7 protein-coding genes and 1 pseudogene are annotated in these 12,786 nt (G+C 68.7%); 3 read left to right on the forward strand and 5 right to left on the reverse strand.

Going from position 1 to position 12,786, the window contains the following annotated elements:
• From ACIBAG_RS34285 to ACIBAG_RS34295, 3 genes and pseudogenes are all read left to right on the forward strand, one after another.
• Window positions 1-3,735, forward strand: a pseudogene (locus ACIBAG_RS34285) (putative T7SS-secreted protein); the annotation flags it as partial.
• A gap of 394 nt (window positions 3,736-4,129) precedes the next feature.
• Window positions 4,130-4,600: a barstar family protein gene (locus ACIBAG_RS34290; RefSeq protein WP_399110596.1), complete on the forward strand. Its 471-nt coding sequence runs from the start codon at window positions 4,130-4,132 to the stop codon at window positions 4,598-4,600.
• Between the two features lie 563 nt (window positions 4,601-5,163).
• Window positions 5,164-5,361 carry a DUF397 domain-containing protein gene (locus ACIBAG_RS34295; RefSeq protein ID WP_399110598.1) on the forward strand — a complete coding sequence of 66 codons (198 nt, stop codon included), beginning with the start codon at window positions 5,164-5,166 and terminating at the stop codon, window positions 5,359-5,361.
• An 85-nt stretch (window positions 5,362-5,446) separates the two neighbouring features.
• On the opposite strand, the gene ACIBAG_RS34300 is transcribed toward ACIBAG_RS34295, so the two are convergent.
• From ACIBAG_RS34300 to ACIBAG_RS34320, 5 genes are all read right to left on the reverse strand, one after another.
• Window positions 5,447-8,581, reverse strand: coding sequence for an efflux RND transporter permease subunit (locus tag ACIBAG_RS34300; RefSeq protein WP_399110600.1), 3,135 nt, complete (start codon window positions 8,579-8,581; stop codon window positions 5,447-5,449).
• Window positions 8,582-8,770: 189 nt separating this feature from the next.
• Entirely contained in the window at window positions 8,771-9,454 is a 684-nt protein-coding gene (locus tag ACIBAG_RS34305) for a response regulator (RefSeq protein WP_399110602.1), read from the reverse strand.
• Between the two features lie 571 nt (window positions 9,455-10,025).
• A complete protein-coding gene (locus ACIBAG_RS34310) occupies window positions 10,026-11,198 on the reverse strand; it encodes a sensor histidine kinase (protein ID WP_399110603.1) in 1,173 nt (390 codons plus the stop codon).
• Window positions 11,199-11,426: 228 nt separating this feature from the next.
• Window positions 11,427-11,705 carry a hypothetical protein gene (locus ACIBAG_RS34315; RefSeq protein WP_399110920.1) on the reverse strand — a complete coding sequence of 93 codons (279 nt, stop codon included), beginning with the start codon at window positions 11,703-11,705 and terminating at the stop codon, window positions 11,427-11,429.
• Between the two features lie 50 nt (window positions 11,706-11,755).
• Entirely contained in the window at window positions 11,756-12,532 is a 777-nt protein-coding gene (locus ACIBAG_RS34320) for a PspA/IM30 family protein (RefSeq protein ID WP_399110922.1), read from the reverse strand.
• Between the last annotated feature and the right edge of the window lie 254 nt (window positions 12,533-12,786).

Raw genomic sequence — 12,786 nt, forward strand, 5'->3', positions numbered from 1 at the left:
AGCAGGCGCAGTTGGCGATCGACACCTATCGCCGCGCCCAGGAGACCTCTCAGAAGGCGACGGACGCGCACAACGCCCGGGTGAAGGCGTACAACCAGGCCGCTGACCAGTACAACGCCGCCGCTACGGCGGGACGCGACCCGGGACCGAAACCGACTGAGCCGGGCGCGTTCGTCGACCCGGGTGAGGCGGGCCGGCGGGACGCCGAGGAGATCCTGGCCGAGGCGCGCCGCCAGCGCACCGATGCCGCCCGCGACGCGCAGCGCAAGGTGGCCGACGCCCTGGAGACGGCCCCGCCGAAGCCGGAGTTCACCGAACGGCTGAAGGCCGACGTCGTGGACGCCGTCGTGAGCACCACGCTGAACCAAGCCCACGTCGTGGGTGGTTTCCTCAAGGGCGCCGCGGACGCGGTGCAGCTGGTCCGCATGGTCAACCCGTATGACCCGTACAACCTCACCCACCCCGGCGAGTACGAGAAGAACGCCAACATGGTGCTGGCCGGCCTGGTGAGCACCGCCGCCCATCCCGAACGCCTGCCCAAGGCCATCATCGGCACCGGCTGGGGCGACGACCCGGCCGACGCGATGGGCTACCTCGCCTCGAACCTGATCGGCGGCAAGGGCGCCACGGGTGCGGCGCGTGGTGCGGCGCGGGGGGCTGCCAAGGGCGCGGCGACGGGAGCGGCCCGCGATGGTGTGACCTCATCGATCCGCAACACCGCCAGGCAACTGTGGTGCAAGCTGTTCGGCGGCGATCCCATCGACATGGCCACCGGCCGGATGTCACTGCCGCAGACCGACGTGACTCTGCCTGGGCGTCATCTGCATCCGCGAGGACGGCTCGCTCCTGGCCTACCCGCACCCCGCACCCGGCGTCCCCACCCTGCCCCTGGCCGGCGCCCCCTACCCCCTGACCATCGACGCCTACGGCGACTACACCGTCACCGACCCCGCCTCCGGCCGCACCTGGTACTTCGCGGCCCCGGGCGGCGACGGCAACGGCATCGCCCTGCTGGAACAGATCACCGACCGCTCCGGCCAGTGGCTCACCTTCGAGTACGACCACGAGGGCGGCGCCCCGACGGCGATCGTGCACTCGGCGGGCTACCACCTCAGGATCGAGACGACCGGGGACCGAATAACCGCCCTGCGCCTGGCCGACACGGCTGGCGACGGGGCTGCCGCCGGCGGCGACATCGAACTGGTCCGCTTCGGCTACGACGACCAGGGCCACCTGGCGTCAGTGACCAACTCCTCCGGCCTCCCGACCCGCTTCACCAACGACGGTCTGGGCCGCATAACCGCCTGGACCGACACCAACAACTCGTCCTACCACTACGTCTACGACGACGAGGGCCGCTGCACCTCCCAGACGGGCGACGCAGGCCACCTGCGCAACACCTTCACCTACGGCGAGATCGACCCGGCCACCGGCCACCGCACGATCACCGCGACCAACTCCCTGGGCCACAGCACCCACTACCAGGTCAACAGCGACCTCCAGGTGATCGCCGAGACCGGCCCCGACGGCGCCACGACCCACACCACGTACGACCACTACGACCGGCCGCTGACGATCACGGACCCCCTGGGCCGCACGCTCAGCTACGCATACGACGAGGCAGGCCGCACAGTGCTGGCCGTCCGCCCCGACGGCCGCTACACCAGCATCGGCTACAACGACCAGGGCCTGCCCGTCTCGATAGCCGACCCCGACGGCACGCACGTCACCCAGCAGTTCGACGAGTTCGGCAACCGCACGGCCGTAACGGACGCATCCGGGACCACGACCCACTTCACGTACGACGACCGCGGCCACCTGGCGACGGTCACGGACGCGACAGGCGCAACAACCACGGTCCACTGCAACCCGGCAGGCCTCCCCCTGGAGATCACGGACCCGCTGGGCGCGGTGACCCGCTACGAACGAGACACTTTCGGCCGCCCTGTAACAATCACGGACCCGACAGGCGCGGTGACCCGCCTGGAATGGACGGTCGAGGGCCGCCCCTCCCGCCGCACGGCCCCCGACGGCACCACGGAATCCTGGACCTACGACGGCGAAGGCAACTGCACCAGCCACACCGACGCCATGGGCGCCGTCTCCCACTACGAATACACCCACTTCGACCTGATGTCGGCCCGCACGGGCCCGGACGGCGTCCGCTACGAGTTCGACCACGACACCGAACTAAACCTGACGAAGGTCACGAACCCGCAGGGCCTGACCTGGAGCTACGAGTACGACGCGGCCGGCCGCCTGATAGCGGAGACGGACTTCGACGACCGTCAACTGAAGTACGAACACGACACAGCAGGTCAACTGACCGCCAGCACCACGGCCTCCGGCCAGACGATCCGCTTCGAAAGGGACCTCCTGGGCCGCGTGGTGAGGAAGGACGCGGCCGGAGCGGTCACCACGTACTCGTACGACGCGATGGGCGGCCTGGCTCAGGCAACCAGCCCGGACGCGGTCCTGACGTCGCAGCGGGATGGGATGGGCCGCCTGGTATCCGAGACGGTCAACGGCCGCACGCTCACCTACGCGTACGACACGTTGGGCCGCCGCACCAGCCGAACCACACCGACCGGCGCGACCAGCACATGGGCGTACGACGCGGCCGGCAACCGCACCGAACTGACCACCTGCGGCCGCACCCTCGCCTTCACCCACGACGCCGTCGGCCGCGAAACCGCCCGCCGCATCGGCGACACCCTCACCCTCACCAACGCCTTCGACCCCCTGGGCCGCCTGACGAAACAGGAACTCACCGGCCCCGCAAACCAACTCCTCCAGCACCGCGCCTACACCTACCGCGCCGACGGCAACCTGACGGCCATCGACGACCACCTCAACGGCGCGCGCCGCTTCGACCTCGATACCGCAGGCCGGGTCACAGCGGTCCACGCCGCGAACTGGACGGAGTCCTACGCCTACGACACAGCAGGCAACCAGGTCCACGCCACCTGGCCGAGCTCCATGCCAGGCCAGGAAGCCACCGGCGACCGCACCTACGTCGGCACCCGCATCACCCGCGCGGGCAACGTCCGCTACGAACACGACGCAGCGGGCCGTATCATCCTGCGGCAGAAAACTCGCCTGTCCCGCAAACCGGACACCTGGCGCTACACCTGGGACGCCGAAGACCGCCTGACGTCCGTGATCACCCCCGACGGCACGACATGGCGCTACCGCTATGACCCTCTGGGCCGCCGCATCACCAAACAACGCATCGCCACCGACGGCGAAACGGTCGCGGAGCAAGTGGACTTCGCCTGGGACGGCACCACCCTCACCGAACAGACCACGCACACTCCCGGCACCCCCCAGCCCGCCGTCACCCTCACCTGGGACCACCAAGGCCTGCATCCCCTGACCCAGACCGAACGCAAGACACTGGCCGACGTGCCCCAGGACGAGATCGACCAGCGCTTCTACGTCATCGTCACTGACCTCGTCGGTACCCCCACCGAACTCGTCGACGAACACGGCCACATCGCCTGGCGCACCCACACCACCCTCTGGGGTAGCACCACCTGGAACCGCACCGCCACCGCCTACACACCCCTGCGCTTCCCCGGCCAGTACCACGACCCCGAAACCGGACTCCACCACAACTTCCACCGCCACTACGACCCCGAAAACGCCCGCTATATCAGCCCTGACCCACTTGGCCTGACCCCAGCGGACAACCCCACCACGTACGTCCAGAATCCTCACACCTGGACCGACCCCTCGGTCTTTCCCCATACTCTGCGGCCCCCAAGGCGGGAACTACGCTTGGCGATACGAGTAAGCTGAGTGGCTGGATTCCGACAAAAGTCCCGGATGAGACCTTGCAGGCCGTCGCTGATGTCAAGAAATATGGGCTTGATGCGACAGGTTGGGGCACACAATGGCATGGCCCGAACTGGAGCCTGGAACCTTTCAATAACAGTGGAAGGAACGGCGCTCACGTTCTCCCGACGCATGACCCGTCAGGAAATCCAATAACATATAAGGAGTATGGGACTCCCGCAGCAAAGGACAACCCAAAGCCGGGCGGGGAGAGAACCGTTTGGGGAAGCGACGGGTCCATCTACTACAGTCCGACACATTATCAGACCTATATTGTCGTGGAGGGTCCGAAGTGGTGATCAGAGAAGGGGCCTGGCATCCTGTAAAGCCCTGGCTTCACCTCGTGGAGTCAGACACTAGACTCCAAGCCGGAATCCTGCTCCCTATGCCGGGATTGACATTTACAGCCTGGCTGGACGGCAGCGAGATGAGGGATCTCGACGGACTATTTCAACAATTTTATGACGGCTTCAAGCTGCCCGACTATTTCGGATGGAACTTCCCAGCACTGAACGACTGCCTTCGCGACCTGAACTGGCTGCCAGCTAATCAGTATCTGCTTTTCATTGAAGGAGTCGACAAGATTCTACCGGAAGATCCTGACGGAGTCCGCGAACTCATCAGCATCCTCTCAAGAACTGGAGCGAAATGGCCCGCCAAGAGGTTTCCCGATGGCACAGAAAGGGCAAGATTCCAAACTATCCTCGCAAGCAGCAGGGAACAGTTTTCAAACATGAGCCAAGTCATCACAAATTCAACATGAACCCATTTTGCCAGTTCCAGAAACGTACCGGGATCCTTCCAAAGTCAATACGAATAAAAAGCGGCGGGAGTTTCAGTAATTCCGTGCTCCGACTCACCTCTCGCTGTGCCCTTGTTGCGGTACGCGTTGAAATCCGGCTCATGCTTGACGGAAGGTACTCCCGCTCACCCGCCCGGGCTTTGATGAGGCTTTAACGGAGCCGCCGCACCGCCAAACAGCATCTGACCCCTGACCCGCGAAACGGTCCGCGCATCGCCAATCATGGAAAGAACTAGACATGCAGTCAGGGCTACGGCATGGTGAAGGTCGTAGAAAAGTCCAGAGATGCTCTTCAGTTTCCTAAAACCTGATAGGTAAGTAGTGTCGTTCGGGCCGCCACCCGCATGTTTCGGGCCCTCCGTACCGTCTGCCTAGACGCCTCCCACCGAAGTCGAGCAGGCCTTACTCCAAGCCAAGTCCCGTGAGGACTGGTCGGCCTACTTCGAGACGATCCTCCGCGCCAAGGCCCTCCCGCCGGCCGCCTCGGCGGAGCTGATTCGACAGGCGATGGAGGACTACAAGCCATGCGACACACCCCCGAGCTGAGCTCCGCCCGGTGGCGCCGGAGCAGCTACAGCAACGCCAACGGGGGGGCCTGCGTCGAAATCACCGAGGATTTCCCCGGCGTCGTCCCCGTCCGAGACAGCAAGAACCCTCACGGCCCGGCACTCATCGTCCCGGCCGCGTCCTGGACCGCGTTCGTCACGGTTCTCAAGGGCTGATCCAGGTAACGGCCAAAGGGCCCGTCCCAGGTCTTCTCCTGGGACGGGCCCTTCGGCTCTACGGGTCTCGGTCATCCGGCAAAGGTCAGACCCCGGCCGGCTCCGGCTCGTCCGAAGCCGACGTCGGCCGGGCGGGGGTGCCCGCCTTCTTCGCCCGCTTCGCCGCCCGCTTCTTCGCCCGCCGCTCCTTACGAAGCTCCACCATCGCGTACAGCGTCGGCACGAGCAGCAGCGTCAGCAGCGTGGACGTGATCAATCCGCCGATCACCACCACCGCCAGCGGCTGGGCGATGAAGCCGCCCTCGCCGGTGACGCCCAGGGCCATGGGGAGGAGGGCGAAGATCGTCGCCAGTGCCGTCATCAGGATGGGGCGGAGGCGGTGGCGGCCGCCCTCGACGACCGCCTCCACGACGCCGTAACCCTGCTTCCGGTACTGGTTGATCAGGTCGATCAGCACGATCGCGTTCGTCACCACGATGCCGATCAGCATCAGCATGCCGATCATCGCGGGGACACCCATCGGGGTGCCGGTCGCCACCAGGAGGCCGATCGCGCCGGTCGCCGCGAACGGGATCGAGACGAGCAGGATCAGCGGCTGGACCAGCGAACGGAAGGTCGCCACCAGCAGCATGAAGACGATCGCGATCGCCGCCAGCATCGCCAGGCCCAGGTTGGCGAACGCCTCGTCCTGGTCCTGGGAGACGCCGCCGATCGAGGCGGTCGCGCCCGCCGGAAGCGTCAGCCCGTTGATCTTGGACTGGAGGTCCGCGCTCACCGCACCGGTGTTGTCGCCGGTCGGCTTGGCGGTGATCGTGGCGGCGCGCTGGCCGTCGATCCGGGTCATCGCGACGGGGCCGTCCACCAGCTTCACGTCCGCGATGTCACCCAGCTTCACCGGGCCGAGGCGCAGGTCCTGAAGCTGCTTCAGGGTCTTCGCCGGCTTGGCCGACTTGATGACGACGTCCCGCTCGGTGTCGTCGAGGATCGCCTGGGCGGCCGTGTTGCCGCGCACCGCCTGGGCCACCGCCATGCCGAGGGTCTGGTCGTCGAAGCCGGCCGCGGCCGCCTTGTCGTTGGCCTTGACCGAGATACGCGGCACGCTCTGGGACAGGTCGCTGGTGACGTCCGTGACGTCGTCCAGGCCCGCCACGGCCTCCCGTACCTGCTCCGCCGCCTTGCGCAGGACCTCGGCGTCGGCCGCCTTCACGACCACGCTCAGGTCCTGGGCGCCGAAGCCGTCACCGGCCGCGATGGTCGTCGTACCGATGCCGTCGAGGGTCTTCAGGCCCGCCTCGATGCGGTCCTGTACGTCCTCGAACGACGCCGAGTCCTCCAGCATCACCTGGTACGACGCCTGGTTGGTGTCGGTGCCGCCGCCGAAGGCCGCCATGAAGCCGGACGAGCCGACGGTGACCTGGTAGTCCTTGACGCCCTTGATGCCGGCGAGCAGCTTCTCGACCTTCTTCGCCTGCTCGTCGGTCGCCGCCAGGCTGGTGCCGGGCTTCAACTCCTGCTTGACGGTGAGGACTTCCTGCTCGCCCTGGTCGAAGAAGTTCGTCTTCAGCAGCGGGGCCATGCCGAACGTGCCGACGAGGACGACGATCGCGAGCAGCACGCTGGTCAGACGGCGGCGCGTCGCGAACCGCAGGACGGGGACGTAGAGGCGCTGGAGCCGGCTCCTGGCCTCCTTCTCCTCCGCCACCCGGCGCGCTTCCTCGGCGTCTGCCGGGGTGCCCTTCGGGGCGCGCAGGAACCAGTACGACAGGACCGGGACGACCGTCAGCGAGACCAGCAGCGACGCCAGGAGCGCGGCCGTCACGGTCAGGCTGAACGAGCCGAACAGCTCGCCCACCATGCCGCCGACCAGGCCGATCGGCAGGAACACGGCCACCGTGGTGAGCGTCGAGGAGGTCACCGCGCCGGCGACCTCGCGGACCGCCTTGAGGATGGCCTCCTGGCGCTCCTCGCCATAGCCGAGGTGCCGCTTGATGTTCTCCAGGACCACGATCGAGTCGTCGACGACCCGGCCGATGGCGATGGTGAGCGCGCCGAGCGTCAGCATGTTGAGGGACAGGTCCCTCGTCCACAGGACGATCAGGGCCAGCACGACGGAGAGCGGGATGCTCACCGCCGTCACCAGCGTCGAGCGGATCGACGCCAGGAAGACCAGGATGACGAGCACCGCGAAGAGGAGGCCGAGGGCGCCCTCGGTCGTCAGGCCGTCGATGGACTTCTTCACCGCCGGTCCCTGGTCGCTGACCACGGTGATGGTGGCGTCCGAGCCGAGGTCCTTGCGCATCTCCGGGAGCTTGTCCTCGACGGCGTCGGAGATGGCGACCGCGCTGCCGTCGCGGTCCATGGTGACCGCGACGGCGAGGGACGGCTTGCCGTCGGTGCGGGTGATGGAGTCGGCCGGGGCCTGCTCCTGCTTGACGTCGGCCACGTCACCGAGGCGGACCGGCTTCTTGCCGGACGTGGCCTCGCCGGTGACCATGAGGTCCTCGATCTGCTGGATCGAGGTGAAGCCGCCGCCCACCTGGACCGTGCGGTTGTCGCCGCCCTCGTCGAAGGAGCCCGCCGGGACGGTGGCGCCGCCCGCCTGCAGCGCCTGGGAGATGCCAGCCGAGGTCAGGCCCGCCTTCGCCAGCTTCGCGTCGTCGGGGGTCACGGTGACCTGGAGGTCCCGTACGCCGTCGACGGTGACCTGGCCGACGCCGTCGATGTCCTTCAGGTCCGGCACGACGGTCCGGTCGAGCCGGTCGGCCAGGGCCTGCTGGTCCTGACCGGAGGTGACGGCGAGGACGACGGTCGGGATGTCGTCCGTGGAACCGGCGATGACCTGCGGATCCACGTCGTTCGGCAGTTGCACGCGGGCCCGGTTGACGGCCTGCTGGACGTCGGCGACGAGCTGCTTGTTGTCGGGGCCGTACTCGAAGGACGCCATGATCAGGGCGTTGCCCTCGCTGGCCGTGGAGGTGACGCCGGTGATGCCGTCGACGGCTTCGAGGCTGTCCTCGATCGGCTCGACGACCTGCTTCTCGACCACGTCCGGCGACGCGCCCTGGTACGGGGCGAGCACGGAGACCATGGGCAGTTCGATGGAGGGCAGCAGCTGCTGCTTGAGCTGAGGTATCGCGATCGCGCCGAAGGCGAGCGCGATGATCGACATCAGGCCTATCAGGGCACGCTGGGCGAGGCTGAATCTGGACAGCCAGGACATGGGTCAGGGTCTCTCTTCTGTGAGCGGCAGAAGTGGGCAGCGGACGTGGCGGAGCGCCTCCGGCACGCGTGTGTGCAACAGATGAGCGCCCGCCCCTACACCCTGAGCCATCGGGGAGGCCGGTTTCGTAGGCCCCAGGTCCATTTCCTTATACGGCGCATACTCCGGCCGCAGTACGCGGTGTGGAGCTCACTCCACCCTTGGACGTACCAGCCCGGATTCGTACGCGATCACCACGAGCTGCGCCCGGTCGCGGGCGCCGAGCTTGGACATGGCCCGGTTGACGTGCGTCTTCACGGTCAGCGGGCTGACCTCGAGGCGTTCGGCGATCTCGTCGTTGGAGTGCCCGCCGGCGACCTGGACCAGGACCTCGCGTTCGCGGACGGTCAGCGCGTCGAGCCGCTCGGCGCGGGCGGGGTCGCGGTCGTCGTCCGCTCCGTCGCCCTGGGCGAGGAAACGGGCGATCAGGCCCTTGGTGGCGGCCGGGGAGAGCAGGGCCTCGCCACCGGCCGCGACGCGGATCGCGGCGAGGAGTTCGTCGGGTTCGGAGCCCTTGCCGAGGAAGCCGGAGGCGCCGGCGCGCAGCGACTGCACGACGTAGTCGTCGACCTCGAAGGTGGTCAGGATGACCACGCGGACGTGCGCGAGGGCCGGGTCGGCGCTGATCATGCGGGTGGCGGCGAGGCCGTCGGTGCCGGGCATCCGGATGTCCATCAGCACGACGTCCGCCCGCGCCTCCTTGGCCAGCCGAACCGCCTCCGCCCCGTCGGACGCCTCGGCGACGACCTCCATGTCGGCCTCGGAGTCGACGAGCACCCGGAAGGCGCTGCGGAGGAGGGCCTGGTCGTCGGCGAGCAGGACACGGATGGTCATGCGGGGTCCTCTACGGGGCAGGAGGCGGATGGCTTCGTGATACGGGAACTGCCGCGGGGTGCGGATGAGTTCCGGGGGCCGGTCATTGGAGCTCCTGCCGGGGGTGCGCGCGAGCTGCGGGGGCCGGTCATCTGAGCCCCTGCCCGGGGGTGCGCGCGAGTTGCGGGGGCCGGTCATTCGATCCCCCGCCCGGGGTGCGCGCGAGTTCCGGGGGGCCGGTCATCTGAACCCCCGCCCGGGGTGCGCGCGAGTTCCGGGGGCCGGTCATTCGATCCCCCGCCCGGGGTGCGCGCGAGTTCCGCGGGCCGGTCATCTGAACCCCCGCCCGGGGTGCGCGCGAGTTCCGCGGGCCGGTCATCTGAACCCCCGCCCGGGGGTACGCGCGAGCTGCGGGGGCCGGTCATTCGATCCCCCGCCCGGGGGTGCGCGCGAGTTCCGCGGCTTCGTCCTACGGGAACCCGCGCGGAGTGTCCGCGAGACCCCCAACCGGAACCCGCGCGGAGTGCCGACGACACCCCCAGCCGCGCCCTACCGAAACCCGCGCGCAGTGCCGGTGAGTTCCGCGGCTTCGTCATACGGCGTCTTCCGCGGCGCGCGTGCGGCTCTTGACCGGCAGGATCGCATGGACGCGGAAGCCGCCTCCGTAGCGGGGGCCGGTGGTGAGGGTGCCGCGCAGGGCGGTGACGCGCTCGCGCATGCCGAGCAGGCCGTGGCCGCCGCCGTCGGTCGTGTCGTCCTCGCCGGCGCCGTCGTCGAGGACGGTGATCTCGATGTTCGGGCCGACGCGGACCACGCTGACCTCGGCCTTGGCGTCCGGGCCCGCGTGCTTCTGCACATTGGTGAGGGCCTCCTGGATGACGCGGTAGGCGGCCAGGTCGACGGCGGCGGGGAGGGTGGTGCCCTGGTCGGCGCGGGCGACCTCGACGTGGAGGCCGGCACTGCGGAAGGTGCCCGCGAGTTCGTCGAGGCGCTCCAGGCCGGGGGCGGGTTCGGTGGGGGCCTCGGGGTCGCCGGACTGGCGGAGCAGGCCGACGGTGGCGCGGAGTTCGTTGAGCGCCGAGCGGCTGGCTTCGCGTACGTGGGCGAGGGCTTCCTTGGCCTGGTCGGGGCGCTTGTCCATGACGTGCGCGGCGACTCCGGCCTGGACGTTGACCAGCGCGATGTGGTGGGCGACGACGTCGTGCAGGTCGCGGGCGATACGCAGGCGCTCTTCGGCGACGCGGCGGCGGGCCTCCTCCTCACGGGTGCGCTCGGCTCGTTCGGCGCGCTCGCGGATGGCGGCGACCATGGCGCGGCGGCTGCGGACGGCGTCGCCGGCGGTGGCGCCGATGCCGGTCCAGGCGAAGATGGCCAGGTTCTCCTGGGCGTACCAGGGCAGGGGGCCGGCGAGCATGGCGGAGCCGGTCAGGACGGTCATGGTGAGCAGGCCGACGCGCCAGGTGGTGGGACGGTCGGTGGTCGAGGCGACGGTGTAGAGGGCGATGACCGCGGACATGGCGACGGGGGCCCGGGGGTCGCTGGTGACGGACTCGATGACGGAGGCGGTGCCGGTGAGGGCGAGGACCGTCACGGGGGCGCGGCGACGGAAGACCAGGGCCGCGGCGCCGACGGTGATGAGTACGAGGCTGAGCGCGTCCGGGGTGCGCAGGGCCCAGGTCACGCCGTTCTTTCCGTGCGGGTCCACGAACGAGCCGGCCACCATGCAGGCGAGTACGCCCAGGGCGAGCGCCGCGTCCAGCGCCATGGGGTGCGCTTGCAGATGCCGCCGGACGCGGTTCCCTGCGGGGCTTGGAACGGGGGCCAACTGGAGGTTCCTTGCGTTGTGTGCCCGGCGTTGCAGTGCGCGTGCCCTGGGGGCTGCCGCCCCCAGACCCCTGCTTCGGCCCTGAAGGGGCCTTGTCCTCAAACTCCCCAGAGGGGCACCCCCAGACAGGCTGGTTTTCGCGGGCCGGCGCCCAGAGGCTACCCCAGCTCAGCCCGGGATCAAGCCGTCGTCGCTCAGCAGCTCCCGTACCTCCTCCAACGTCGCGTCCGGCGACGGCAGGATCAGCTCCGACGGTTCCAGGGAGTCGTCGGGCAGGGGCTCGCCCAGTTCGCGGACCTTGGACAGGAGTGCGTCGAGGGTGCGGCGGAAGCCGGGGCCGTCGCCGTTCTCCATCTCCGCCAGGAGCTCGTCGTCGAGCTTGTTCAGCTCGGGCAGGTGGCTGTCGGACAGCTTCACCTGCCCTTCACCCATGATCCGGACGATCATGTCGCCCATCTCGGCCTCCTCGGCGTGAGCCCCGGCCGTCGGCTGCTGCTCTACTGCTTGTCGAAGCGCGGGGTGTCCTGCGGCTGCTGCTGGGACTGCGACTGGCCGCTGCCGCCCTCGATGGCCTGCTGTCCGCCGGACGAACCTCCCGCCAGCTCCGCCTTCATGCGCTGCAGTTCCAGCTCTACATCCGTACCACCGGAGAGCCGGTCCAGCTCGGCCTGGATGTCGTCCTTGTGCATGCCGGACTGGTCGTCGAGGGCGCCGGAGGCGAGCAGTTCGTCGATCGCGCCCGCGCGGGCCTGGAGCTGGGCCGTCTTGTCCTCGGCCCGCTGGATCGCCAGGCCGACGTCGCCCATCTCCTCGGAGATGCCGGAGAACGCCTCGCCGATCCGGGTCTGGGCCTGGGCCGCGGTGTACGTGGCCTTGATCGTCTCCTTCTTGGTGCGGAAGGCGTCGACCTTCGCCTGCAGGCGCTGGGCCGCGAGGGTGAGCTTCTCCTCCTCGCCCTGCAGGGTCGCGTGCTGGGTCTCCAGGTCCGTCACCTGCTGCTGGAGGGCGGCGCGGCGCGACAGCGCCTCGCGGGCCAGGTCCTCCCGGCCGAGCGCGAGCGCCTTGCGGCCCTGGTCCTCCAGCTTGGACGACTGCTGCTGGAGTTGGTTGAGCTGGAGCTCCAGGCGCTTGCGCGACGTGGCGACGTCGGCGACGCCACGGCGGACCTTCTGGAGCAGCTCCAGCTGCTTCTGGTACGAGTAATCGAGGGTCTCGCGCGGGTCCTCGGCCCGGTCAAGGGCCTTGTTCGCCTTCGCGCGGAAGATCATCCCCATACGCTTCATGACACCGCTCATGGGCTTCGCGCGCCCCCTTCTGACGTCCAGCTCCAGCTCTGCGACAGAACCCACAGTACGGGCCCTGCATCCATTGACGCACTGTTCGGGGACGGATGCGCTCATCCCCAAGGACGACTGCTCACGCTCCCGCTCCGGCGTAAGGAGTAGGTGACTCCCGGGTGGTCCCATGGGTGACCATCCGGTGCCGCCCGAGTGCCTCCCCCGTGGCCGCCGAACGAACCGTCTGCATC

Origin of the sequence: Streptomyces sp. NPDC051243 (genome assembly GCF_044455405.1) — a bacterium.
Lineage (GTDB): Bacteria > Actinomycetota > Actinomycetes > Streptomycetales > Streptomycetaceae > Streptomyces.